This window comes from Stenotrophomonas sp. ATCM1_4 (assembly GCF_004348115.1).
Lineage (GTDB): Bacteria > Pseudomonadota > Gammaproteobacteria > Xanthomonadales > Xanthomonadaceae > Stenotrophomonas > Stenotrophomonas capsici.
Genome location: NZ_QPFB01000001.1, coordinates 1,872,120 through 1,894,870, shown reverse-complemented (window position 1 = coordinate 1,894,870; position 22,751 = coordinate 1,872,120). Strand labels below are relative to the sequence as shown.

Sequence of the window (22,751 nt, the reverse complement as noted above, 5' to 3'; positions counted from 1 at the left end):
GACCGGATTGAACGAGACGATTCTGGCACAGGATGGACAAAGCGCGGCAGACGGACGCCGTTCGCGCGATAATCCCCTTTCACATCCGTACACAGTGCCTCCCATGCTTGATCCAGCCCTTCTTCGCCAGCAACCCGCCGAACTTGCACAGCGCCTGCGCGATACGCGCGGCTACGCGTTGGACGTGAGTGCGTTCGAGGCCCTCGAGGCGGACCGCAAGCGCATCCAGGTCCGTACCCAGGAGCTGCAGAGCCTGCGCAACAGCCGTTCCAAGGCGATCGGCCAGGCCAAGGCGAAGGGCGAGGACGTGTCGGCGATCATGGCCGAGGTGGCCGGCTTCGCCGACGAGCTGAAGGCCTCCGAAGCCCAGCTCGACGTGCTGCGCGAGAAGATCGAGATGCTGTCGATGGGTATCCCCAACCTCCCGGCGGACGATGTGCCCGCTGGCAAGGACGAGAGCGACAACGTCGAGCAGCTGCGCTGGGGTACGCCGCGCACGTTCGATTTCCCGGTCAAGGACCATGTCGAGCTGGGTGCCCGTGATGGCTGGCTGGACGCTGAAACCGCCGCCAAGCTGTCCGGCGCGCGCTTCACCGTGCTGCGTGGCCAGCTCGCGCGGCTGCACCGTGCGCTGGGCCAGTTCATGCTCAACCTGCACAGCAACGAGCACGGCTACGAGGAAACCAACGTGCCGGTGCTGGTCAACGCCGACTCGTTGCGCGGCACCGGCCAGCTGCCGAAGTTCGAGGAAGACCTGTTCAAGACCGCGCTGGGCGAGTCCACGCGTTACCTGATCCCCACCTCGGAAGTGCCGTTGACCAACATCGTGCGCGACGAGATCATCGAGGCCGAGCGCCTGCCGCTGCGCATGACTGCGCATTCGATGTGCTTCCGTTCCGAGGCTGGCAGCGGTGGCCGCGACGTGCGCGGCATGATCCGCCAGCACCAGTTCGAGAAGGTCGAGCTGGTCAGCGCGTGCCGGGCCGAGGAGAGCGAGGCCGAGCACCAGCGCATGACCCAGTGCGCCGAGACCGTGCTGCAGCAGCTGGGCTTGCCGTACCGCAAGGTGCTGCTGTGCACCGGTGACATGGGCTTCTCGGCGGTGAAGACCTACGACCTGGAAGTCTGGCTGCCGTCGCAGCAGACCTATCGCGAGATCTCCTCCTGCTCGAACTGTGGCGACTTCCAGGCCCGCCGCATGCAGGCGCGCTGGCGCAACCCCGCCACCGGCAAGCCGGAGCTGCTGCACACGCTCAATGGCTCGGGCGTGGCGGTGGGCCGGGCGATGATCGCGGTGATGGAGAACTACCAGAACGCCGATGGTTCCATCAGCATCCCCGCCGTGCTGCAGCCCTACATGGGCGGCGCGGAGCGCATCGGCTGACGGCGCGTTGCGCATCTGGCCGATTCCGGAACAGCCCGCCGCATGGCGGGCTTTTTCGTGGCCTGAACGGAACATATTGAACCGTAAGCATTTCTGGAACGCTGCGCGGCGGGATGGGGTTGCTTAAATAGGACTGTTTGAGGTCTGATTTGTAAAATCAGGACAAAGCTGTTTGAATTCGATGATTCGTTCCAATTCTGGGATCAATTCATGCAGGACCTCAACGACCTCTATTACTTCGCAATGGTCGTGGACCACGGCGGTTTTGCGGCGGCCGAGCGCGCCCTGGGCATCCCCAAGTCACGCCTGAGCCGGCGCATCAGCCAGCTGGAAACCGATCTGGGCGTGCGCTTGCTGCAGCGTTCGACGCGACGTTTCGCGGTCACCGACGTCGGCATGAGCGTGCATCGGCATGCCCAGACGATGCTGACCGAGGCGCAGGCCGCCCGCGAGGTGGTGGACCGGCTCAGTGCCGAACCGCGTGGCCTGGTCCGTGCGAGCGTGCCGGTGTCGCTGGCGCAGATGCAGCTGCCCAGGCTGCTGCCGAAGTTCCTGGAGCAGTACCCCAAGGTGCGGCTGCAGCTGAACATCAGCAACCGCCGGGTGGACATCATCAATGAGGGCTACGACGTCGCCCTGCGCGTGCGCTCGCGCCTGGACGACGATGGCAGCCTGGTGATGCGCAGCTTCGGCCAGGTGCAGGAGTTGCTGGTGGCCAGCCCGGCCTACCTGGACAAGGCCGGCCGACCGACCGCGCCGGAAGACCTGGCCAACCACGTCACCATGAGCATCAGCGAGGACGAGGCGCGCCAGCGCTGGGAGCTGCATGGGCCCGGTGGCGAGGTGCGCCGCGTGGACCTGCAGCCGCGCGTGGCCGGCTTCGACTTCCCGCTGCTGCAGTCGATGGTCAAGGACGGATACGGGATCACGATGCTGCCGGAGACCGTCTGCGCCGACGCGGTGCGCAACGGCGAGCTGGAAGTGGTGTTGCCGGACTGGTCGCTGCCGCAGGGCATCTGCCACGCCGTGTTCGCCTCCCGCCGCGGCCTGCTGCCGGCGGTGCGCGTGTTCATCGACTTCCTAGCCGAGCACCTGCCGCCACAGCTGGAAGCCTCGCGGCTGGATTGCGGTGGCGCCTGCGAACGTGCCAAGGAAAAGATCCGTGCCTCCACCGCAGGCGCGCTGGCGATCGAGGCCGGTTGAGCAAAAAACGGACGGGCATGCGAGAATGCGCGCCCCGATCCGCATGCCGGAGCGCGGGACCTGATCAATGGACAGATGGCCGAGCGGTTTAAGGCACCGGTCTTGAAAACCGGCGAAGGGTCAAACCTTCCGTGGGTTCGAATCCCACTCTGTCCGCCAAGCTTCCCGAGAGCCGCTGCCTGCAGCGGCTTTTTGCTGTCAGTCGTACACGCTGCCGTCGAGCGCCATCGCTGGCCTGGGTGGCACCCGTGCGGGGCGGGATTCTTGTCTGGCGATTGTCCTGGCCTGTCCTGCGTCTTGCAGCTGCGCGTCAGCAAATGTCTATTCATGTGACGTGCGTGGCGATGCCGGATGTACTATTGTCGGTGGCGGCCATGTGCCGCCAGCCCTCTTTTCACCGGGAGGGCCTCTGCGCTGCGAGCCCAAACTCCAGTGCGCCGGCCGCCGTGGCCCAAAACATGGCGCGAGACGCCCGCAAGGCTCGTCGTGAACCGGCTCTTGGGTGCCGGCGCCTCCCGCGTGCCGCGGGTATCCCTCCAGGCCCGCCTGGGAAGGCGGCAGGCCGATGACGGGGCTGACATCGCCCACAGGGAAGTGGATCGGTAGAATGCGCCGTTCCGGGCAGGGGGCTGCGCACCCGGGGATTCGAGCGAAAGCCGCGGCAATACCCGTCACACGTTCGCGTTGGATCTCATGGATTTACGAAAGCTCATCCTGGTGCTCACCTTCCTCGGAGCACTGGTGCCGTTCGCCAATACGTTCTATGCAAGCTATACGGTCCAGCGCCAGCAGCTGATGGACGCGACGCTGGACAGCAACTACGCGTATGCGAGCAAGCTGGCCAAGAGCACGGAGGATTTCCTCCAGGCCTCGCAGTTGCAGCTGGCGTACACCGCTCAACTGCTGGCAACGCAGATGGACGACGTGGGTCGCCTGGGTGGCGAGGCCACGCGGCTGCGGATGATGAGCAAGAGCTTCAACTCGATCACGATCTTCGATGCCACCGGCAAGGTGCTGGCCACGTCGCCAGAGGCGCTCGGGCTGCAGGGCAGGGTGTTGAACAGCGAAGCGGTGAAGGCGGCGCTGCGCGAGAAGCGGCCGCTGATCAGCGCACCGTACCAGTCGGCGACCGGCAACTTCATCGTCTTCATCAACCACCCGATCGTGTCCCCGGCCGGGCAGTACCTGGGCGCGGTGGGTGGCGCCATCTACCTGCAGAAGGAAAACATCCTGGACCGGCTGCTGGGCCAGCATTTCTACATCGATGGTTCGTACCTGTTCGTGGTCGACCGGCAGAAACGCATCATCTATCACCCGGATCCGCAGCGGATCGGTGATTTCGTGCAGAACAATGCGGTGGTCGACCGCGTCGCCGCCGGCGAGTCCGGCAAGGGCGCTGCCGTCAACTCGCATGGCGTGAGCATGCTGGCCGGCTATGCGCCGGTGGCGTCGACCGGTTGGGGCATCGTCGCCCAGCGTCCGCAGGCGGCGACCCTGGCGCCGCTCACCGAGCTGATGCAGTCGACGCTGTACAAGGCGTTGCCGGCGATGCTGCTCACCCTGGCATTCCTGCTCTGGAGCGCGCGCCTGATCTCGCGGCCGTTGCGCCTGCTCGCCGATGGTGCCCGCAAGATGGACGACCCGGCCTCGGCCGGGGACATCCGTTCGGTGAAGTCCTGGTACTTCGAATCGCGGGAGCTGAAGAAGGCGATGCTGATGGGCATCGATGCCATCCAGAAGAGCTTCTCCAAGCTGCGCGAGGACACCGCGACCGATCCGTTGACCCAGCTGGGCAATCGCCGGCGCATGGACGATGCGCTGAGGACCTTCGAGAGCCAGGCGAACACCTTCTCGGTGATTTCCCTGGACATCGATCACTTCAAGGCCGTCAACGACACCTACGGCCATGACGCCGGCGACGAGGCCCTGCGCTGCCTGGCGCAACGCATGCGTGAAGCCTGCCGTGCCTACGACGTGCCGCTGCGCGTGGGGGGCGAGGAGTTCCTGATCCTGCTGCCGTCCACCACGCTGGCAACCGCGACGCAGGTGGCCGAACGCCTGCGCCGGGCGGTGGAGGAAATGAAGATTCCCAGGGTCGGTAGCATCACCGTTTCCCTGGGCGTGGCGAACTGGCCGCAGAGCAGCTTCGACATCGAGGCGGTGCTGAAGACCGCCGACGAGATGCTGTACGCCTCCAAGCGCGGCGGCAGGAACCGGGTTTCCATGCGCCCGTCGGGCAGCGATGCCGCGTCCGTGCGCGGTGCCTGAGCAGGACGGGGCGGGTTCAGGCCCGGGATGGCTGCCCGTCGCGCGGCAGGCGGGGACGCCTTATCCTCTGCCCCCATCCCCGCACTGATGCCATGCCTTGACCGTTGCCACGATGTCCCCGACCGATTCCTCCCGCGATGACGAACACTGGATGCGCCACGCCTTGGCCTTGGCCGATCGTGCACAACGGGAGTTCGACGAGATCCCGGTGGGGGCGGTGCTGGTCGGTGCGGACGGCGAACTGCTGGGCGAGGGATGGAACCTCAACATCGCCAGCCATGACCCGAGCGCGCATGCCGAGATCGTGGCGATGCGCGCGGCGGGCAAGCGGCTGGGCAACCACCGGTTGATCGGCAGCACCCTGTACGTGACGCTGGAACCGTGCGCGATGTGTGCGATGGCGCTGGTGCACGCGCGGATCGCGCGGTTGGTGTTCGCCGCCGCCGACCCCAAGACCGGCGCCTGCGGCAGCGTGTTCGACCTGGTGGGCGACCCGCGCCACAACCATCGCGTGCAGGTGCACGGCGGGGTGCTGGCAGCCGATGCCAGCCTGCGCCTGACCAATTACTTCCGTGCCAAGCGCGGCCGGCCACTGCTAGGGCTTGGCGACCTTTGACGCGGCCGGCCGGTGGTGCCGGCGTATCATGTGCGCTTCGTATTCCGGCCAGCGCACCCGTCGCCGGCCCCCAGCAAGAGGCATGACATGGCGGACAACAGTGCAGGCAATGACCGGTTGATCTGGATCGACCTGGAGATGACCGGGCTCGACACGGACAACGATTCGATCATCGAGATCGCCACGGTGGTCACCGACGCACAGCTCAACGTGCTGGCAGAAGGGCCGGAGTTCGCCATCTCGCATCCGCTGGCCACGCTGGAGGCCATGGACGAGTGGAACCGCAACCAGCACCAGCGCTCGGGCCTGTGGCAGCGGGTGCTGGACAGCACCACCTCGCTCGGCCAGGCCGAGGCACAGACCATCGTGTTCCTGCAGGAGTGGATCAAGGCCGGCGCATCGCCGATGTGCGGCAATTCGATCTGCCAGGACCGTCGCTTCCTGCATCGCCAGATGCCGCGCCTGGAGCGCTACTTCCACTACCGCAACCTGGACGTGTCCACCCTCAAGGAGCTGGCCAAGCGTTGGGCGCCGACCGTGGCCGGCGGCGTGACCAAGACCTCCAGCCATACCGCACTGAGCGACGTGCACGACTCCATCGCCGAACTGCGCCACTACCGCCAGTTCATGGGGGCCTTGGCCGGCCTGCCGACCGCGGACTGAGGCCATGAACGAGCTGTCGCTGCGCGTGCAGGACCATCCGCAGGACATGGCCGACCTGCAACGCGCGGTGGCCCTGCTGGAGGCGCCGACCCTGACCGCGCGGATGGCCAACGTGGTCGGCGCGCCGCTGGAGTTCGCGGTGCGCAAATTGCCCAATGCAGTGTCCTCGCGCATCCAGAGCGTCACCGAGGCGGCCTTGTACAAGGCCGCGCAGGCCGCGCTGCTGACCATGGACCGCACGCAGCCAGGCAAGCGCGCCTCGCCACGGCTGCACAAGCTGGCGGCGGCCGCGTCCGGAGCCGTCGGTGGGGCGGGTGGCCTGATGACGCTGGCCATCGAGCTGCCGTTGTCGACGACCATCATCATGCGCGCGGTCGCCGACATCGCCCGCAGCGAAGGCTTCGACCTGAACGATTTCGCCACGCGCCAGGCATGCCTGGAGGTATTCGCGCTGGGCGGCAACAGTGGCAAGGACGATGCCAGCGAGACCGGCTACTACATGACCCGCGGCTTCACCACGGAGCTGATGCGGCATTTCTCGGCGGAGCTGGCTGGTAGCGCGGTCAAGGGTCACGGCCTGGGGTTGGGGATCGGGCCCAAGGAAGCCGGCAAGTGGCTGGCCAAGATCGTGGAGAAGGTCGTCGCACGGTTCGGCGTGGTGGTTTCGGAGAAGTTCGCCGCACAGGCCGTGCCGGTGATCGGCGCGGTGGCCGGCGCCACCTTGAACACCATGTTCGTGAGTTACTACCAGGACATGGCGCGCGGCCATTTCATCGTCAGGCGCCTGGAGAAGACCTACGGCTTCGAGCCGGTGCGCCTGGCATACCAGTCGCTGGCGGGGCACATGCAGGGGTGAGCCGTGTCGGCAGGGCCGGGAATGTGTCCTGGCCTGCGTGCCCTCTCCTGCAGGGCGAAGGGAGGTGGGGAAGGGCTTCGCCTCTCTTCGCCCGTCCAAAACAAAACCCCGCCTTGGCGGGGTTTTGTTCATGCAGCCAACCGCTGGATCAGCTGTTGGCCTTGAGCTTGGCCAGGCGCAGCCAGGTGTCGACCACGGTGTCCGGGTTCAGCGACACCGACTCGATGCCTTCCTGCATCAGCCATTCGGCCAGGTCCGGGTGGTCGGACGGGCCCTGGCCGCAGATGCCGACGTACTTGCCCTTGGCACGGGCCGACTTGATGGCCAGCGACAGCAGCTTCTTGACCGCCGGGTTCCGCTCGTCGAACAGGTGCGCGACGATCGAGGAATCGCGGTCCAGGCCCAGGGTCAGCTGGGTCAGGTCGTTGGAGCCGATCGAGAAACCGTCGAAGATCTCCAGGAACTCATCGGCCAGCAGCGCGTTGGACGGCACTTCGCACATCATGATGATCTTCAGGCCGTTCTCGCCCTGCTTCAGGCCATTGGCGGCGAGCACTTCCACCACCTTGCGGCCTTCCTCCAGGGTGCGCACGAACGGGATCATCACCCACAGGTTCTCCAGGCCCATCTCGTTGCGCACGCGCAGCACGGCCTGGCATTCCAGCGCGAACGCCTTGGAGAACGACGGGTCGACGTAACGGCTTGCGCCGCGGAAGCCGATCATCGGGTTCTCTTCGTGCGGCTCGTAGTTGCTGCCGCCGATCAGGTTGGCGTACTCGTTGGACTTGAAGTCCGACAGGCGCACGATCACCGGGTTCGGCGCAACCGACGCGGTCAGGGTGGCGATGCCTTCGGCCAGGCGGTTGACGTAGAAGCTCACCGGGTCGTTGTAGCCGGCGATCTTCTCGTCGATCTTCTTCCGGGTGTCGGCGTCCTGGCGGTCGTACTCCAGCAGCGCGTTCGGGTGAACGCCGATGTGGCTGGCGATGATCATTTCCAGGCGGGCCAGGCCGATGCCGGCGTTCGGCAGCTGGCCGAAGTCGAAGGCACGTTCCGGGTTGGCCACGTTCATCATGATCTTGAGCGGTGCCGGCGGCATGTTCTCAAGGTCAGTGGTGGTGCGCTCGAAGGCCAGCTTACCGTTGTAGATGAAGCCGGTATCGCCTTCGGCGCAGCTGACGGTCACTTCCTGGCCGTCCTCGATCAACTGGGTGGCATTGCCCGAGCCGACCACGGCCGGCACGCCCAGCTCGCGCGCGATGATCGCGGCGTGGCAGGTGCGGCCACCACGGTTGGTGACGATGGCCGAGGCACGCTTCATCACCGGCTCCCAGTCGGGGTCGGTCATGTCGGCGATCAGCACGTCGCCGGGCTGCACGCGGGCCATGTCGTCCAGCGACTTCACCACGCGGGCGGTGCCGACGCCGATCTTGGCACCGACGGCACGGCCCTCGGCGATCACTTCACCCTTGCCCTGCAGCGCGTAGCGCTCCATCTGGGTGGCCTTGGCGCGCGACTTCACGGTCTCCGGGCGGGCCTGGACGATGAACAGCTTGCCGCTGACGCCGTCCTTGGCCCACTCGATGTCCATCGGGCGGCCGTAGTGCTTCTCGATGACCAGCGCCTGCTTGGACAGTTCCTGCACGTCCTCGTCGCTGATCGAGAAGGTGTTGCGCAGCGCGGCCGGGGTGTCCTCGATCTTGACACGCTCGCCCGGGACGTCCGAATAGACCATGCGGATGGCCTTGGAGCCCAGCGAACGGCGCAGGATCGCCGGCTTGCCGGCCTGCAGGGTGGGCTTGTAGACGTAGAACTCGTCCGGGTTGACCGCGCCCTGCACGACCATCTCGCCCAGGCCGAAGGACGAGGTGACGAACACCACGTCGCGGAAGCCGGACTCGGTGTCCAGGGTGAACAGCACGCCGGACGAACCCACGCCCGAGCGAACCATCAGCTGTACGCCGGCCGACAGGAACACGTCCTCGTGCTTGAAGCCGTGGTGGACGCGGTAGGCGATGGCGCGGTCGTTGTACAGCGAGGCGAACACTTCCTTGACCTTGTGCACGACATCGTCGGCACCGGTCACGTTGAGGAAGGTTTCCTGCTGGCCGGCGAAGGAGGCATCGGGCAGGTCTTCGGCGGTAGCCGAGGAGCGCACCGCCACGGCCACGTCGCCGCCGCCGTTGTCGGCGCTCAGCTTGGCGTAGGCATCGCGGATGTCGGTGTCCAGGGCCGGCTGCAGCGGGGCGTCGATCACCCAGGTGCGGATTTCCTTGCCGGCGGCGGTCAGCGCCGCGACGTCCTCCACGTCCAGCGTGGCCAGCTTGTCGAAGATGCGCTTGGACAGGTCGTTGTGGGCAATGAAGTCCTTGAAGGCTTCGGCGGTGGTGGCATAACCACCGGGGACGGAGACCCCGAGACCGGCCAGATTGCCGATCATCTCGCCAAGCGAGGAATTCTTACCGCCTACGCGGGCCAGATCAGCCAGGCGCAGCTCATGCAACCACAGGATATTCTCGTTCAAGCGCGATGCTCCGTTAGGCCATCGCCCTAGCCGGGCTTGGATGGCCACGTCCGTAGGAAGAAGCCAATATGATGCAGTGCACACCGTACCCGCACAAGCTTGTGACAATACTTTGTCTTGTGCTTGTCTTTTCCGGGACAGGGGCCTGACCCCCACCCGGGGCAGGGTCGAAACTTACAGACGAAAGGATCGCGCATGTCGGCAATTCGGCCGGTTTTCTACGTTTCCGACGGTACCGGCATCACTGCCGAAACCGTGGGCCACAGCCTCCTCACCCAGTTCACCGGGTTCAGCTTTGTCACGGACCGGATGTCCTTTGTCGACGATGCGGACAAAGCCCATGACGCCGCGGCCCGGATCCGGGCCGCCGGGGAGCGCTACCAGGTGCGCCCGATCGTGGTCAGCTCCTGCGTGGATTCCAGCCTGGGGCTGATCCTGGAGGAGAGCGGGGCGCTGGTGCTGGACGTGTTCAAGCCGTTCATCGGCCCCCTGGAGCAGGAGCTGAACGCGACCCGCCATTCCAAGGTCGGCCAGGCCCACGGCATGGTCGATTTCGACACCTACCACCGCCGCATCAACGCGATGAACTTCGCGCTCAGCCATGACGACGGCATCGCCGTGAACTACGACGAGGCCGACGTGGTGCTGGTGGCGGTCTCGCGTGCCGGCAAGACCCCGACCTGCATCTACCTGGCGATGCACTACGGCATCCGCGCGGCCAACTACCCGCTGACCGAGGAAGACCTGGAGCAGGACCGCCTGCCGGCACGGCTGCGCCCGTACCGCAACAAGCTGTTCGGCCTGACCATCGACCCGGAGCGCCTGCAGCAGATCCGCCAGGAGCGCCGCCCGAACTCGCGTTACGCCAGCGCCGAGGTCTGCAAGCGGGAAGTGTCCGCGGCCGAGACCATGTTCCGCATGGAGCGCATCCCGACCCTGAGCACCACGCATACCTCGATCGAGGAAATCTCCAGCAAGGTGTTGGCCACGCTGGGCCTGCAGCGCGAGATGTACTGACCGGCAGGCGCAGCCCCGGCCGCGACGCCGGCGAAGGGCAGGGCGCCGCAAAAGCCCCCTCTCCAACCTTCCGCTGGGCTTGGCCAGAGGGAGGGGGCGAAGGCAGAAATGCCCCGGTGCCGGGCATGTCTTTGCACTACCCCAGCATGCGCGCCAGTGCGTGCGATCCACAAGACTGCCTCTGACACATCGCCGCGTGTACGATCAGCCCATGGCACAGGCACTTTCCCGTATTGATCGCATCCCCCGGCTGAGCCGTCTGAGCTGGTTGATGGGCCTGTACGCGGAAAACCATGATCATCTGGTGCGGCTGTTCGCGCCGCAGGACCTGGCCGCGGGCAGCTACGTGTCCTGCATCGGCGACGGGCTGGACCTGCGCCTGGATGTCATCGAATGCCACCGCTACACGGTGGAACTGCGCATGACCTACGACATCTGCGACCCATTGACTGGCGAGCCGGATCCGTCGGCCTATGTCCGCCTGTACCAGGATGCACGGCAGGCCGAGGCCACCCATTGCTACGTGGGCCGGCGCTGGCAGGACGTGGTCGGCATGTATCCGCCAGCCGATGCACTGATCAGCCATCGCATGCGCATGAACACCTTCCTTGGCAAGTGGCTGGAATACCTGGCCGAGCGCGGCCACGGCGTGGCCACGCTGCGTCGCATCGAAGGTTCGCGGGCACCGCTGCGGGTTGCCGGCACGCTGGAGCACTGAGCCCGGCGGCGGGATCGGTCATACTTGGCGCTTTCCCGTTCCGGTTGTTGCTGATGCCGTACACCCCGATCATGGCCACGCTTGGCTACGTGTTGTCCGCCGACGGTAAGCAGGCGTTGATGATCCACCGCAATACCCGCCCCGGCGACATCCATCTGGGCAAGTACAACGGCCTGGGCGGAAAGATGGAGGCCGACGAGGACATCCTGGCCTGCATGCACCGCGAAATCCGCGAGGAGGCCGGCATCGAATGCGGCACCACGCGCCTGCGCGGGACCATCAGCTGGCCGGGCTTCGGCAAGAATGGCGAGGACTGGTTCGCCTTCATCTTCGTCATCGATGACTACACCGGCACGCCGCTGGAATCCAACCCCGAAGGCACGCTGGAGTGGGTGCCGGTGGACCAGTTGGAATCGCTGCCGCTGTGGGAGGGCGACCGCCATTTCCTGCCGCTGGTGTTCGACGAGGACACGCGTCCGTTCCATGGCGTGATGCCATACCGCGATGGCCGGATGCAGTCCTGGAGCTTCACCCGCCTGTAAGCGTCAGCCGCGCCGGGCCAGCAGCAGGTGGAACTGCTTGTCGATACGGCTCCCCGCATTGCTGGTACCGGTTTCGGCATGGGTCTGGTGCCTCCAGGTCGGGAAGCCACCGGCGCGCAGGGCGTGCTCGACCTGGGCCCGTTCGTAGAGGTGGAAGCCGTGGGCAGTGAACGGCAGGGTGCGCATGAACGTGGCATTGCCGAAGGCCAGGCATAGCCGGCCCCCGGGGCGCAGCGCAGCGGCCAGTTGTGCCAGCACGCCGGGCAGGTCCGGCCAGAAGTACAGGGTGTTCACGGCCAGTGCGGCGTCGAAGCCGCCGTTACCCACGGCAAGCGCCTGCGCGTCACCGGTCTGCAGGCGCGCGCGGTCGGCCAGCCCCTGGTCGCGCAGGCGCATGTTGCCGGCGTGGACCATCGCGCTGGACAGTTCGACGCCCAGGTAACGACTGCCGGGCGTGGTGAGCAGCAGTGGGGCGAAGGCTGCGTTGCCGGGGCCGATTTCCAGCACGTGTTCGTTGGCCTGGACCGCCAGCAATGCGATCGCGGTGCGGTTGAGCGCGCCGTTGCTGCGGTTCATCGACTCGGCCACGGCCAGTGCGGCCGCGCCATGGGGTTGCCGCAACTGGGCGGCCAGGGTGGGAGTGTCCAGCATCGTCGTCGTCCGTTCAGGCATGGGCGGACGTGGCGGCGGCGGGTCCAGTGCCGATGATGGCGATCGCCGCTGCGTAAACGCAAGGTGGGCGGCCCGAGCCACGGCGCTGTCGCGGCCGTGGGCGCTCGCGGTAACCTGTCCGGGTCCATGTCCCGTGAGTCCCCATGAAACGTCACTTTTCGATGCTCCGCGAGTTCCAGCTGGCGGACTGGTTCACGCTTGGCAATGCCTTCTGCGGTACCGGCGCGGTGTTCGCCGCGATGCGTTTCCTGCAGGACGGCGAGCGTGGCTTCCTGATGTTCGGCATGGCGTTGATCCCGTTGGCGTTCATCTTCGATGCGCTGGATGGCCGGGTGGCGCGCTGGCGCCAGTCCTCGTCCACGCTGGGGCGGGAGCTGGATTCGTTGGCCGACGTGATCTCCTTTGGCGTGGCCCCGGCGGCGCTGGCCTATGCCTGCGGCATGCAGGGGGGCTGGGACTGGCTGGTGCTGAGTTACTTCGTCTGTTGCGGCGTCAGCCGCCTGGCCCGCTACAACGTGACGGCCGAAGAGATTGCCGGTGACGCCGACAAGGTGCCGTACTTCGAAGGCACCCCGATTCCGACCAGCCTGGCGCTGGTGATCGTGCTGGCGCTGGCGGCGCACTTCAATGCCATCGGCCCGGCGCTGTGGGGTAGCAGTTGGCAGTTGGGCCCGTGGCAGCTGCACCCGCTGGTGCTGCTGTTCGGCCTGTCCGGCTCGTTGATGATCAGCAAGACGCTGCGCATTCCCAAGCCCTGACATGGCGTGGTGCGGGCATTGATATCATCGCAGCGCAATCCGGGAACACGAGCATGAGCGCGTCAGGCAACAACGATAAGGGTGATTTCGAGGCGGGCATGCGCCGTTGTTGGGAAGCATGGGCGCAGGGCATGAAGGGGGCCGCCGAAGGCGGTGTCGCTGAATTCCCGTGGCGCGAGAGCATCGCGCAATGGACCCGGCTGGTCACCACCGATACCCCGCCCGAAGTGCAGGAACTGGGCGGGCGTTTCCAGCACCAGGCCGGCGATTGGTTCGGCACCATGCAGCAGATCGCGGCGCGGTTCGCCGGGCGCGACACCAGTGCGGCCGAGGTCGCCGGCGCCTGGCGCGAGGCCGTGCAAGGGCAGGGAGATGCGCTGTTGCAATGGATGCTGGGCGCGGCCCGTGGTGGCAACGCGCTCAACGACCAGCCCTGGGTGCGTGACTTCGCACGTGCCGCGCAGGGTGGGTTGGGGGATGAATGGCTGGAGGCACCGGCGTTCGGTCCAGCACGCGAGCACCAGGCGCGCTGGCAGGCATTGCTGAAGAAGCAGCGCGAGTACCAGGCCCATGCCGAAAACTATGTCGATGCGATCCGCGCAGTGCTGGACGACGCCTTCAACCGCTTCGAGCAGAAGCTGGCTGAGCACGAGTCGCCCGGGGCGCAGCTGACCAGTGCGCGCGCCATGTTCGACCTGTGGATCGATGCGGCGGAGGAAGCCTACGGCAAGATGGCATTGTCCGAGGAGTTCCAGCACATCTACGCCGACCTGGCCAATGCACAGATGCGCCTGCGTGCTGCCTCACAGAGTGAGCTGGAACGCGCCTGCGAACTGATGGGCGTCCCGACCCGCACCGAGATGGATGCCGCACACCGGCGCATCGCCGAGCTCGAGCGCCAGGTGCGACGCCTGCTTAATGCGGCGGCCAGGCCTGTTCCGGACGCCGCGCCGAAGGCAGCGCCGCGACCTGCACCGAAGAAACCGGCGAAGACCACCGTAGCGCCGGCCGCAGCGAAGACGGCGGGCAGGAATGCCGCGGCGCCCGCGAGGAAGACGGCGGTCAAGCCTGCCGCGAAGAAAGCCGCCGCCAAGAAGGCTGCCGCCACCGGCAAGACCGCGGGCAAGCCGGCCGCGCGCCGCGGGAGGGCGTCATGAAGGGGCCGCTGGGCTTCGGCAGCGATGACCTGCTGCAGGAAACGCTGCAATGGCAGCGCAAGCTGGTCGATGGCCTGAAGCTGTTGCCGGGCGTGGACGATGTCGATTACGGCGTGACCGCGCGCGAGGAAGTATGGAGCGACGGCAAGGTCAGGCTGTACCGCTTCGTCGGCGATACGCCGGCGCCCGCCGGGCAGCCCCCGCTGCTGATCGTCTACGCGCTGGTCAACCGCCCTTACATGGTGGACTTGCAGGACGGCCGCTCGCTGGTGCAGAAGCTGCTGGCATTGGGCCAGGACGTCTACGTGCTGGATTGGGGTTACCCGGACCGCTCCGAGCGCTACTTGACCCTGGAGGACTATCTGCTGCGCTACATCGACGGCGCGGTGGACCACCTGCGCACGCAGCAGGGCGGCGCACCGGTCAACCTGCTGGGCATCTGCCAAGGCGGCGTGTTCTCGCTGTGTTACAGCGCGCTGCGCCCGCACAAGGTGCGCAACCTGATTACGATGGTGACGCCGGTCGACTTCCAGACGCCGGACAACATGCTCTCGCACTGGGCGCGCCACGTGGACGTGGACCTGTTCGTCGACACGCTGGGCAACATCCCGGCCGACCTGATGAATGCCAGCTACCTGATGCTCAAGCCGTTCCGCCTCAACGTGCAGAAGTACGTGGGATTGATGGACATCCTGGACGACAAGCAGGCGCTGGAGGATTTCCTGCGCATGGAAAAGTGGATCTTCGATTCGCCCGACCTGGCCGGCGAGGCATTCCGCCAGTTCGTCAAGCAGTTCTACCAGGGCAATGGGCTGATGCACGACGCCATCACCATCGGTGACGAACCGGTGCAACTGGCCGCATTGCGCATGCCGGTGTTGAACATCTATGCCGAACAGGACCATCTGGTGCCGCCAGCGGCATCCCGGGCCATGCGCGGGAAGGTGGGCAGCGACGACTACACCGAGGTCGGGTTCCGCGGTGGTCATATCGGTATCTACGTGTCCGGCCGCGCGCAGCGCGAGGTGCCGGGCGCCATCCACGATTGGTTGAGCAAACGCTGATGAAACATCGCATCGTTCTTCTGGCCGGCCTGGCCCTGGCCGCGCTTTCGTCCGTGGCCACCGCCGCGCCCAGTGCTGCCGCACAGCGCGAGATCAGCGGCCTGATGCAGGCGCTGGAGCGTTCGGGTTGCCGTTTCCAGCGCAATGGCAGCTGGTACGGTGCGGCCGAGGCGAAGTCCCACCTGCAGCGCAAGTACGACTACCTGCTCAAGCGCAACCTGGCCGATACGCCCGAGCAGTTCATCGAGCGTGCGGCCAGCCGCAGCAGCATCAGCGGCCGTGCCTATCGGGTGGCCTGCCCGGGGGCGGCCGAACAGGATGCCTCGGCCTGGTTCCAGCAGCAGTTGCGCGACCTGCGCGCGGCGGGCAGATAGCCGCACCGATGGCCAGGCAGGTGCCCGGGCAGCTCCGTCCGGCCCCGTCATGGGGCGTGACCGCACTGCAGGTGCTGGGAGCGATCTGGACCTCGCCCAACACGCTGATCGGGCTGCTGGCGGGAATGGCCGGCATGGCCGCCGGCGCGCGCGGGCGTTGGAGCGGTCGCGAACGTGCGCTGGTGTTCCGGCACTGGCCATGGGGGCCGGGTGGCGCGATCACGCTGGGCATGGTGATCCTGCATACCGGCCCCGACCTGGATGGCCTGTGCCTGACCTACGAGCATCGAGCGGGGCGTTGTGAACACCCGCGCGTGCGCCTGGGCGATCATGAACGCGCCCATGTCTACCAGTACATGGTGCTGGGTCCGTTATTCCTGCCGGTGTACCTGGCCTGTGGCGGGGTGAGCGTGCGCAATCCCTTCGAGCGTGCGGCTGACCGCTATGCGTTGCAGGGCCGCGGATGGTGGCCCTGACTGCGCGCTGTCTTCGTGTCGCAACGCAACAGTCATGCACCGCGAACCTTTTGTGTACATCCTTCTAACGCCCACCCGCGTACCGTGGCGGCGTTGCAGAATTACGAGGAGTACCAACCACCATGGCAGTTGTTCTTTATATCGGTGGCAGCAAGGACGGTGACAAGGGCGTGCTGCCCTATGGTTTCAGCAAGACCCGCGCGGACACGGAGAACGGCCCGGAGGTCTACGTGGAGCGGATGTTGGATGTGACCGGCCGGGGCCGGATGCGGGTCATGGTGCTGGAGGACCTGCGCGATGACATCGCCAGCCAGCGGCTGAACCAGCACCTGGCCTGAGCTTTCCGAACGACGCGCCGGGCTGCATGCCCGGCGCTTGCTGTCAACCGCTTCCGCAGGCGGCGTTGCGTTGCCAGAATGCCGGTTCCCCTTGAACGTGGCTCTCACACAGGCAATGCAGGATTCCAAGCTCGCGCAGCAGATCGCGCAGACCATCGCCACCGAGATCGGTGCGCAGACCGCGCAGGCCAAGGCCGCCATCGCCCTGCTGGACGAAGGCGCCAGCGTCCCGTTCATTGCCCGCTACCGCAAGGAAGTCACCGGTGGGCTGGATGACACCCAGTTGCGCAATCTCGAAGTGCGGCTGACCTACCTGCGTGAGCTGGAAGACCGCCGCGCCGCGGTGCTGGCCAGCATCGGCGAGCAGGGCAAGCTGAGCGACGAATTGCGCAACGACATCCTCGCCGCCGATACCAAGAGCCGGCTGGAAGACCTGTACCTGCCGTACAAGCCCAAGCGCAGGACCAAGGCGCAGATCGCCCGTGAAGCCGGGCTGGAACCGTTGGCCGACGGCCTGCTCGGCGACCCGTCGCGGGACCCGCAGGCGTTTGCCGCCGGGTTCATCGACGCCGACAAGGGCGTGGCCGATGCCAAGGCGGCGCTGGAAGGTGCCCGCGCGATCCTGATGGAGCGCTGGGGCGAGGACGCCGCGCTGGTCGGCGAGCTACGCCAGTGGCTGGGCGAGAACGGCGTGATCCGCGCACGGGTGGCCGAAGGCAAGGAGAACGAAGGCGCCAAGTACCGCGACTACTTCGATCATGCCGAATCGCTGGCGAAGATCCCGTCGCATCGCCTGCTGGCGTTGTTCCGCGCCCGCCGCGAGGAAATCCTGTACCTGGAGCTGGATCCCGGCAGCGAGGCCGAGGCTGGCCACCAGTACGCCGAAGGGCGCGTGGCACGCAAGGCCGGCATCGCCGACAAGGGCCGTCCGGCGGACCGCTGGTTGCTCGATGCCTGCCGCCTGGCCTGGCGCGCCAAACTGCACATGCACCTGTTGCTGGACCTGTTCAACCAGGCCCGCGAGAAGGCCGAGGCCGAGGCGATCGCCGTGTTCGGTGACAACCTCAAGGACTTGCTGCTGGCCGCGCCGGCCGGGCCGAAGACGGTGCTGGGGCTGGACCCGGGCATCCGCACCGGCTGCAAGGTCGCGGTGGTCGACGCCACCGGCAAGCTGGTGGCCACCGACACCATCTACCCGCACGAGCCACGTCGCCAGTGGGAACAGTCGCTGCAGGCGCTCAAGCAGCTGTGCAGCAAGTACAACGTCGAGCTGATCGCCATCGGCAACGGCACCGCCAGCCGCGAAACCGACAAGCTGGCCGGTGAGGTGATCAAGGCCTGCAACAATCCGAAGCTGCAGAAGGTCGTGGTCAGCGAGGCAGGTGCCTCGGTGTACTCGGCCTCGGAGTTCGCGGCCAGGGAGTTCCCGAACCTGGACGTCTCGCTGCGCGGCGCGGTGTCCATCGCGCGTCGCCTGCAGGACCCTCTGGCCGAGCTGGTCAAGATCGAGCCCAAGGCGATCGGCGTGGGCCAGTACCAGCATGACGTGGACCAGTTCCGCCTGGCCAAGGCGCTCGACGCGCGCGTGGAGGACTGCGTGAATGCCGTCGGCGTGTTCGTCAACACCGCCTCGGCGGCACTGCTGTCGCGCGTGTCGGGCCTGTCTTCGACGGTGGCGGAGAACATCGTGCGCCACCGCGACGAGAATGGCCCGTTCAAGCGCCGCAAGGAGCTGCTGAAGGTGCCGCGGCTGGGCGACAAGACGTTCGAGCAGTGTGCGGGCTTCCTGCGCATCGCCGACGGTGACGAGCCGTTGGATGCCTCGGCCGTGCACCCGGAGGCCTATCCGGTGGTCGAGCGCATCGTGGCCGCGGCCGATCGCCCGATCAAGGCACTTCTGGGCGACGGCAGCTACCTGCGTGGGCTCAAGGCCGAGCAGTTCACCGATGAAAAGTTCGGCGTGCCGACCGTGCGCGACATCCTCAAGGAAATGGAAAAGCCCGGCCGCGACCCGCGCCCCGAGTTCAAGGCGGCGCGCTTTGCCGAAGGCGTGGAGGACATCAAGGACCTGCGCGAAGGCATGGTACTGGAGGGCGTGGTCAGCAACGTGGCCGCCTTCGGCGCGTTCGTCGACATCGGCGTGCACCAGGATGGCCTGATCCACATCTCCGCCTTGTCCGATACCTTCGTCAAGGACCCGCGCGACGTGGTCAAGGCCGGTGACATCGTCAAGGTCAAGGTGCTGGAGGTGGACGTGCCGCGCAAGCGCATCGCCCTGACCCGTCGCTTGGACGACGCACCGGCGCCGAAGAAGTCCGAGCGCGAGGAGCGCGGCGCAGGGCAGGGCATGGCGCCGCGTCGTGACGGCGGCAATGGCGGCCGCGGCGCACGTCCGGGTGGCAATGGCAACCCGCGCTCGGCGCAATCGGCGCCGCCGATCAACAACGCCCTGGCCGAGGCCTTTGCCAAGGCCCGCAAGGGCTGAAGCGAGGCGGAGCATGCCTTCTCCCGGTTAACGGGAGGAGGCGGGCGAGCGGGAGGAGTCCGGGCGTCGTCAGCGCCTGCGGCGGCTCAGGCCGGCGCCAGCGCCCTGCGCAATGCGGCGCCGAGGTCCGCGCCGGTATAGGGCTTGCGCAGCTTGATTCCCGCGTTGAACACGGCCGGCAACTGGCTGATATCCATGCCCGTCGCGACCAGGAAGGGCGTGCCCAGTGCCACCAGTCGTTCGGCCACCGGGGTGCTGTTCTCGTTGCGGGCCAGCCAGTAGTCGAGGAACACGACCTGCGGCTGCAGCTCCTCGACCAGGCGCAGGGCATCGGCCACGGACGGGGCCACGCCGGCCACGTGCATGCCTTCACCTTCCAGCTGCAGCTGCAGCAGCATGGCATTCAGCTCGTCGTTCTCGACGACGAGCACCTGCACGTCCTGAAGCGAGGTCATCGCTTGTCTGTACCCTTGATCAGTCAGTCGAAACAAGTATAGCCAGTCGGCGAAACACCCATTACACAAAAATTGTGCCGGAGAGGCTGCCCAATCGCCGAGGCGTCCGCTATACTCCCGCTCCGGCCAGCCGAAGTGGCGGAATCGGTAGACGCAGCGGATTCAAAATCCGCCGCCCTTAAAAGCGTGTGGGTTCGAGTCCCACCTTCGGCACCATTTGAAAACAGGCACTTAGGTGCCTTTTTCTTTGCCTGCGATTTGGCGATTACGTTCCGCAATCAGGCCGGCTTTTCTGCAATTGCTACCTCGTCGGCGAGATACACCTCGGCAAGGTCCCAGAGCGAGCGATGGATGCCTGGACCCGCCTGATTGCCATCGGGCCGTTCTCAGAGGCAGCTTTCCCAAGGCAGAACGGCTTGGACGCTCGACATGCAGTTTCAGGGCCGGGGCTTGCCGTCTCATGGCCATGACGACTTGATGCGATGCAGCGGGTAGCCGGGCCACTCTTGTCTTAGGCTGCGTGGGCCTGAATCGTCAGGCTCCATGGGGGAATCACATGAAGAAGTTCTCTAAGGGCTTTATCGTGGTTTGCTTGTTGATGGCAACGGCAGGTGCCTATGCACAGACGGCGTGCGGGAAGGCCTGTCAGTTGAAATACGATAGATGCGTGGCCACTGGCGGTGACACCGAAGAATGCCTGATGAAGTACATCGCATGCATGGATAGTTGTGCGGCTCCCTGAGAGATCTCTTGTTGCATGGGAAGCCCCGTTTCGACGGGGCTTTTTTCTTTTCCGCTGGACCGGTTCCCCGCCAGCTCGGTATGTCCCCGGTCAATCGGGTGGGGGCATGAGCGAGCAGGTAGTCGAACGTGGTTGATGTTGAGAGTCAGCGGGAGTTCCGCCTGGGGCGCTCTTTCTTCCTTCTTTGGCCTTTGCGGGCCGTAGGTTCATCAAAAGGCCTTGATATGCGCCGGTTCGCGTCAGGGCGCATAAGCCGGATAGTGCTCTGCTTCGTTGGTAGCCTGCTGGGCCCGCGCTGGCCAACGGCAAACGTGGACACCACAGCGGCGGAACAGAGCGACGTCAGCAGCAGGGTAGATGCTGATTCCTTGCTTTGCTCACTGCATGCCTCATGGCCGCTGCGGGTGCACCTGGGCATCACCTGGCTTCGATTGACGTCGCGCCCACGCTCAAGCAGGTCGGCGGGCGCAAATGTGCGCCGCGAAACAGAATGGTCGTTACATCGCGTCCTATGCTCTGTCTGCCTGAATGATCAGGCCTACAAGGAGAGTGGCATGAAGAAGTGGATCAAGCGCGTCGTCGCCTGTGGCTTCCTGTCGATGGCCGTTTTCGGGGGAGTGGCCTCCGCGTCCTGGTGTGGCACGGGCTGTCTCAACAGCTACAACGCCTGCATTGCCCGTGGCACCGCGCAGGACAAGTGCGAGGCCATCTATGAAAGCTGCCTGGAACTGACGTGCCCGAACGGTTGATGCGGTCCCAGGGTATTGCTTGAAGGCGCCGCCGGCTGACTACGTGCCGGCGGCGTTCTTGCGAGGGGTTCTGCTTCGAAGCGAAGGGGGGCGCTGTCAGTGTGAGCGTTGCTTGATCCGGGTGAGGGATTGGACCATGCCTTCCTTGGTGACCATGCACAGGAAGCGACCATCGGGATAGTCCACGATGAGCTCGTCCAGGGTGTCGTTGACCGGGACACGGGTGACCAGGGCCCCGTCGGCGTTCGCTCGCATGTTGCAGGCGCCCAGCTGGACGCCGCCATTCGAGCTGGCGTGGTGCGGCGTGTGGCCCTCGGAAGAACTGTTGCGGAACACGGCGCGGCAGCCGTCCTTGACCCAGATCGAGTGGCGGTTGAGGCCCCAGCTTTGGCCTTCGACGCAGGCGCTGTGGCTCAGTTGGCGTACCAGCTCCACGTTGCCGCGGGTATCCATGTCGCACTCCTGCTGCTCGCTGCCGCGTGATTCGCAGGTGACTTCCGTGGGCAGTCCGCTGGACGTGGCGGGCCCGCTTGTTGCGGGGGCGGGCCCGGTTCCGGCGACGATCTGCCTGGCGACGACGCAAACGCCATTTGCACCCCCGCGCCCCGTGTAGGAGAGGTCCACGCCGCCGTCCGGCTTGCGGCTGAGTGACAGGGTCACGCCGCTCTGGCTGTCGAAGGCCTCGTAATAATTCTCGTTGAATTGCTTGAGCTTGGTCTCACGACCGTTCACGTAGATCGGGCCACCTTCGTCCGCATGGACTTCAAGGTCACCCGGGCAGAGGGCGTTGGTCAGCGGAATAGCCGCCTGGACAGCTGCGGCGTGGCCCAGGAGTCCGGCAAGCGCCAAGGTCGGGAGAGCGAGTGAGCGCAGCATGGGCGGACTTCCTGCAGGTGGTTTGTGCGGAAATCCTATAGCAGGTTAGGGCGAGTGTCTTTACAGGGCGATACCTGCGCAACCCCTGCCTGGAAGGCGCCTCACAACAGGGGGCAGCCGCCCGACAACCGCCATCACCGTGGATCAGCCGGGACTCACTGCTGATGGGCAAACCGGGGTTGCAGCATGCCGCCCACCTCCACCTGTTCGACGAACATGGCATAAGGCCGTGCCCAGATGCCGAGATCTCCGTACAGCGGCTTGTAGAGGACCAGCGGCTCCAGCGTCTCGCTGCTCCTGGCAAGGCCAATCACCTCGTATTCGCCCCCTTTGAAATGCCGGTAGCGACCGAGCGGAAGTGGCGGGAGGGGTGGCAGGTCGGTCATGGCGCGTCTTCCGTGCGTGGAGGGAGCGGATCGTAGCATCCGTGGAAGCGATGGCATCCGAACTCGAGGAAAGGGGGGAGGCTGTTCGCGGGAGGCCATGCCGTACCTCTCTCAGGTCCCCGGATGCTCACGTGATTGGTGAGGAAAGCAGCGTGTGTCGATCACAAATGCGGCACTGTCGAGAGTGACAATGCATCGCGTCCCGGCAGGGCGGCCGGGTATCGGGTCTTCTGCTTTCGCGACGAATCCGTGAGGGATACGCAGACCTGTGAGCAGGACATCGGCAGGTGACGCGCGTATGCAGGGCGGAATGAGAACGAAGCGAGTGAGACGCAGCGGGCGTGTCTTCACTCCAGTGATGAGGCAACGGCGTACTGCCGTTGCCTCATACGAGAACTTTCAAGCCAATTCTGGGCTTCAACGAGCGG

23 protein-coding genes and 2 tRNA genes are annotated in these 22,751 nt (G+C 65.9%); 20 read left to right on the top strand and 5 right to left on the bottom strand.

Annotated features, from left to right (window positions below; genetic code table 11):
• Nucleotides 1-103: 103 nt before the first annotated feature.
• From serS to ATCM_RS08650, 7 genes are all read left to right on the top strand, one after another.
• Nucleotides 104-1,384 carry a serine--tRNA ligase gene (gene serS, locus ATCM_RS08680; RefSeq protein ID WP_132864140.1) on the top strand — a complete coding sequence of 427 codons (1,281 nt, stop codon included), beginning with the start codon at nucleotides 104-106 and terminating at the stop codon, nucleotides 1,382-1,384.
• Nucleotides 1,385-1,594: 210 nt separating this feature from the next.
• Entirely contained in the window at nucleotides 1,595-2,587 is a 993-nt protein-coding gene (locus ATCM_RS08675; RefSeq protein ID WP_132864139.1) for a LysR family transcriptional regulator, read from the top strand.
• 69 nt (nucleotides 2,588-2,656) lie between these two features.
• Nucleotides 2,657-2,746: transfer RNA gene (locus tag ATCM_RS08670), tRNA-Ser, on the top strand.
• Nucleotides 2,747-3,280: 534 nt separating this feature from the next.
• Nucleotides 3,281-4,855 carry a sensor domain-containing diguanylate cyclase gene (locus ATCM_RS08665; protein ID WP_132864138.1) on the top strand — a complete coding sequence of 525 codons (1,575 nt, stop codon included), beginning with the start codon at nucleotides 3,281-3,283 and terminating at the stop codon, nucleotides 4,853-4,855.
• A 97-nt stretch (nucleotides 4,856-4,952) separates the two neighbouring features.
• Nucleotides 4,953-5,471, top strand: coding sequence for a tRNA adenosine(34) deaminase TadA (tadA, locus tag ATCM_RS08660; RefSeq protein WP_207911798.1), 519 nt, complete (start codon nucleotides 4,953-4,955; stop codon nucleotides 5,469-5,471).
• A gap of 87 nt (nucleotides 5,472-5,558) precedes the next feature.
• The gene (gene orn, locus ATCM_RS08655; protein WP_132864136.1) at nucleotides 5,559-6,134 is read left to right on the top strand and encodes an oligoribonuclease; all 576 of its coding nucleotides are present in this window, start codon (nucleotides 5,559-5,561) and stop codon (nucleotides 6,132-6,134) included.
• Between the two features lie 4 nt (nucleotides 6,135-6,138).
• Entirely contained in the window at nucleotides 6,139-6,990 is an 852-nt protein-coding gene (locus ATCM_RS08650; protein ID WP_132864135.1) for an EcsC family protein, read from the top strand.
• Nucleotides 6,991-7,138: 148 nt separating this feature from the next.
• On the opposite strand, the gene ppsA is transcribed toward ATCM_RS08650, so the two are convergent.
• Nucleotides 7,139-9,514, bottom strand: coding sequence for a phosphoenolpyruvate synthase (gene ppsA / locus ATCM_RS08645; protein WP_132864134.1), 2,376 nt, complete (start codon nucleotides 9,512-9,514; stop codon nucleotides 7,139-7,141).
• A 195-nt stretch (nucleotides 9,515-9,709) separates the two neighbouring features.
• Here ppsA and ATCM_RS08640 point away from each other — a divergent pair, with 195 nt between their 5' ends.
• The 3 genes from ATCM_RS08640 (at nucleotide 9,710) to ATCM_RS08630 (ending at nucleotide 11,791) form a co-directional block, all read left to right on the top strand.
• A complete protein-coding gene (locus tag ATCM_RS08640) occupies nucleotides 9,710-10,531 on the top strand; it encodes a pyruvate, water dikinase regulatory protein (RefSeq protein ID WP_132864133.1) in 822 nt (273 codons plus the stop codon).
• Between the two features lie 211 nt (nucleotides 10,532-10,742).
• Complete coding sequence (locus ATCM_RS08635) at nucleotides 10,743-11,249, top strand: DUF1249 domain-containing protein (protein WP_132864132.1); 507 nt, start codon at nucleotides 10,743-10,745, stop codon at nucleotides 11,247-11,249.
• 53 nt (nucleotides 11,250-11,302) lie between these two features.
• Nucleotides 11,303-11,791, top strand: a complete 489-nt coding sequence (locus ATCM_RS08630) for an 8-oxo-dGTP diphosphatase (RefSeq protein ID WP_132864131.1) — start codon at nucleotides 11,303-11,305, stop codon at nucleotides 11,789-11,791.
• A gap of 3 nt (nucleotides 11,792-11,794) precedes the next feature.
• Here ATCM_RS08630 and ATCM_RS08625 read toward each other — a convergent pair whose 3' ends face one another.
• The gene (locus ATCM_RS08625) at nucleotides 11,795-12,442 is read right to left on the bottom strand and encodes a class I SAM-dependent methyltransferase (protein ID WP_132864130.1); all 648 of its coding nucleotides are present in this window, start codon (nucleotides 12,440-12,442) and stop codon (nucleotides 11,795-11,797) included.
• 164 nt (nucleotides 12,443-12,606) lie between these two features.
• Between ATCM_RS08625 and ATCM_RS08620 the strand changes: the two genes are divergently transcribed.
• The 7 genes from ATCM_RS08620 (at nucleotide 12,607) to ATCM_RS08590 (ending at nucleotide 19,115) form a co-directional block, all read left to right on the top strand.
• On the top strand, nucleotides 12,607-13,221 hold the full coding sequence (locus ATCM_RS08620) for a phosphatidylcholine/phosphatidylserine synthase (protein ID WP_132864129.1): 615 nt from the start codon (nucleotides 12,607-12,609) through the stop codon (nucleotides 13,219-13,221).
• 53 nt (nucleotides 13,222-13,274) lie between these two features.
• Nucleotides 13,275-14,378 carry a class III poly(R)-hydroxyalkanoic acid synthase subunit PhaE gene (gene phaE, locus ATCM_RS08615; RefSeq protein WP_132864128.1) on the top strand — a complete coding sequence of 368 codons (1,104 nt, stop codon included), beginning with the start codon at nucleotides 13,275-13,277 and terminating at the stop codon, nucleotides 14,376-14,378.
• Nucleotides 14,375-15,442: a class III poly(R)-hydroxyalkanoic acid synthase subunit PhaC gene (gene phaC, locus ATCM_RS08610; RefSeq protein WP_132864127.1), complete on the top strand. Its 1,068-nt coding sequence runs from the start codon at nucleotides 14,375-14,377 to the stop codon at nucleotides 15,440-15,442. Before phaE ends, phaC begins: the two co-directional genes overlap by 4 nt.
• Nucleotides 15,442-15,816, top strand: a complete 375-nt coding sequence (locus ATCM_RS08605) for a DUF5329 domain-containing protein (RefSeq protein ID WP_132864126.1) — start codon at nucleotides 15,442-15,444, stop codon at nucleotides 15,814-15,816. Before phaC ends, ATCM_RS08605 begins: the two co-directional genes overlap by 1 nt.
• An 8-nt stretch (nucleotides 15,817-15,824) precedes the next feature.
• Nucleotides 15,825-16,292 carry a hypothetical protein gene (locus ATCM_RS08600; protein WP_132864125.1) on the top strand — a complete coding sequence of 156 codons (468 nt, stop codon included), beginning with the start codon at nucleotides 15,825-15,827 and terminating at the stop codon, nucleotides 16,290-16,292.
• 122 nt (nucleotides 16,293-16,414) lie between these two features.
• A complete protein-coding gene (locus ATCM_RS08595) occupies nucleotides 16,415-16,630 on the top strand; it encodes a hypothetical protein (protein WP_132864124.1) in 216 nt (71 codons plus the stop codon).
• A gap of 115 nt (nucleotides 16,631-16,745) precedes the next feature.
• Nucleotides 16,746-19,115: a Tex family protein gene (locus tag ATCM_RS08590; RefSeq protein ID WP_132864123.1), complete on the top strand. Its 2,370-nt coding sequence runs from the start codon at nucleotides 16,746-16,748 to the stop codon at nucleotides 19,113-19,115.
• A gap of 86 nt (nucleotides 19,116-19,201) precedes the next feature.
• Here the strand turns inward: ATCM_RS08590 and ATCM_RS08585 are convergent, their stop codons facing one another.
• Entirely contained in the window at nucleotides 19,202-19,570 is a 369-nt protein-coding gene (locus ATCM_RS08585; RefSeq protein ID WP_132864122.1) for a response regulator, read from the bottom strand.
• Nucleotides 19,571-19,699: 129 nt separating this feature from the next.
• Here ATCM_RS08585 and ATCM_RS08580 point away from each other — a divergent pair.
• The 3 genes from ATCM_RS08580 to ATCM_RS08570 all read left to right on the top strand — a co-directional run bounded on the left by ATCM_RS08580 (nucleotide 19,700) and on the right by ATCM_RS08570 (nucleotide 21,061).
• Nucleotides 19,700-19,786, top strand: a tRNA-Leu gene (locus tag ATCM_RS08580).
• A 340-nt stretch (nucleotides 19,787-20,126) separates the two neighbouring features.
• Complete coding sequence (locus tag ATCM_RS08575) at nucleotides 20,127-20,312, top strand: hypothetical protein (RefSeq protein ID WP_132864121.1); 186 nt, start codon at nucleotides 20,127-20,129, stop codon at nucleotides 20,310-20,312.
• A 554-nt stretch (nucleotides 20,313-20,866) separates the two neighbouring features.
• Nucleotides 20,867-21,061: a hypothetical protein gene (locus ATCM_RS08570; protein WP_132864120.1), complete on the top strand. Its 195-nt coding sequence runs from the start codon at nucleotides 20,867-20,869 to the stop codon at nucleotides 21,059-21,061.
• Between the two features lie 96 nt (nucleotides 21,062-21,157).
• Here ATCM_RS08570 and ATCM_RS08565 read toward each other — a convergent pair whose 3' ends face one another.
• Entirely contained in the window at nucleotides 21,158-21,937 is a 780-nt protein-coding gene (locus ATCM_RS08565) for a DUF3011 domain-containing protein (RefSeq protein WP_132864119.1), read from the bottom strand.
• Nucleotides 21,938-22,092: 155 nt separating this feature from the next.
• Nucleotides 22,093-22,323, bottom strand: a complete 231-nt coding sequence (locus ATCM_RS08560) for a DUF1653 domain-containing protein (RefSeq protein ID WP_132864118.1) — start codon at nucleotides 22,321-22,323, stop codon at nucleotides 22,093-22,095.
• Between the last annotated feature and the right edge of the window lie 428 nt (nucleotides 22,324-22,751).

Bases quoted from the DNA above. Each gene is read 5' to 3' on its own strand.
- ATCM_RS08595 (WP_132864124.1), top strand. From the start codon at position 16,415: ATGGCAGTTGTTCTTTATATCGGTGGCAGCAAGGACGGTGACAAGGGC.
- ATCM_RS08600 (WP_132864125.1), top strand. From the start codon at position 15,825: ATGGCCAGGCAGGTGCCCGGGCAGCTCCGTCCGGCCCCGTCATGGGGC.
- ATCM_RS08570 (WP_132864120.1), top strand. From the start codon at position 20,867: ATGAAGAAGTGGATCAAGCGCGTCGTCGCCTGTGGCTTCCTGTCGATG.
- ATCM_RS08565 (WP_132864119.1), bottom strand. From the start codon at position 21,937: ATGCTGCGCTCACTCGCTCTCCCGACCTTGGCGCTTGCCGGACTCCTG.
- ATCM_RS08640 (WP_132864133.1), top strand. From the start codon at position 9,710: ATGTCGGCAATTCGGCCGGTTTTCTACGTTTCCGACGGTACCGGCATC.
- ATCM_RS08605 (WP_132864126.1), top strand. From the start codon at position 15,442: ATGAAACATCGCATCGTTCTTCTGGCCGGCCTGGCCCTGGCCGCGCTT.
- ATCM_RS08585 (WP_132864122.1), bottom strand. From the start codon at position 19,570: ATGACCTCGCTTCAGGACGTGCAGGTGCTCGTCGTCGAGAACGACGAG.
- ATCM_RS08625 (WP_132864130.1), bottom strand. From the start codon at position 12,442: ATGCTGGACACTCCCACCCTGGCCGCCCAGTTGCGGCAACCCCATGGC.
- serS (WP_132864140.1), top strand. From the start codon at position 104: ATGCTTGATCCAGCCCTTCTTCGCCAGCAACCCGCCGAACTTGCACAG.
- ATCM_RS08575 (WP_132864121.1), top strand. From the start codon at position 20,127: ATGAAGAAGTTCTCTAAGGGCTTTATCGTGGTTTGCTTGTTGATGGCA.
- orn (WP_132864136.1), top strand. From the start codon at position 5,559: ATGGCGGACAACAGTGCAGGCAATGACCGGTTGATCTGGATCGACCTG.
- phaE (WP_132864128.1), top strand. From the start codon at position 13,275: ATGAGCGCGTCAGGCAACAACGATAAGGGTGATTTCGAGGCGGGCATG.
- ATCM_RS08675 (WP_132864139.1), top strand. From the start codon at position 1,595: ATGCAGGACCTCAACGACCTCTATTACTTCGCAATGGTCGTGGACCAC.
- ATCM_RS08635 (WP_132864132.1), top strand. From the start codon at position 10,743: ATGGCACAGGCACTTTCCCGTATTGATCGCATCCCCCGGCTGAGCCGT.
- ATCM_RS08590 (WP_132864123.1), top strand. From the start codon at position 16,746: ATGCAGGATTCCAAGCTCGCGCAGCAGATCGCGCAGACCATCGCCACC.
- ATCM_RS08630 (WP_132864131.1), top strand. From the start codon at position 11,303: ATGCCGTACACCCCGATCATGGCCACGCTTGGCTACGTGTTGTCCGCC.
- ATCM_RS08665 (WP_132864138.1), top strand. From the start codon at position 3,281: ATGGATTTACGAAAGCTCATCCTGGTGCTCACCTTCCTCGGAGCACTG.
- ATCM_RS08620 (WP_132864129.1), top strand. From the start codon at position 12,607: ATGAAACGTCACTTTTCGATGCTCCGCGAGTTCCAGCTGGCGGACTGG.
- ATCM_RS08650 (WP_132864135.1), top strand. From the start codon at position 6,139: ATGAACGAGCTGTCGCTGCGCGTGCAGGACCATCCGCAGGACATGGCC.
- ATCM_RS08560 (WP_132864118.1), bottom strand. From the start codon at position 22,323: ATGACCGACCTGCCACCCCTCCCGCCACTTCCGCTCGGTCGCTACCGG.
- phaC (WP_132864127.1), top strand. From the start codon at position 14,375: ATGAAGGGGCCGCTGGGCTTCGGCAGCGATGACCTGCTGCAGGAAACG.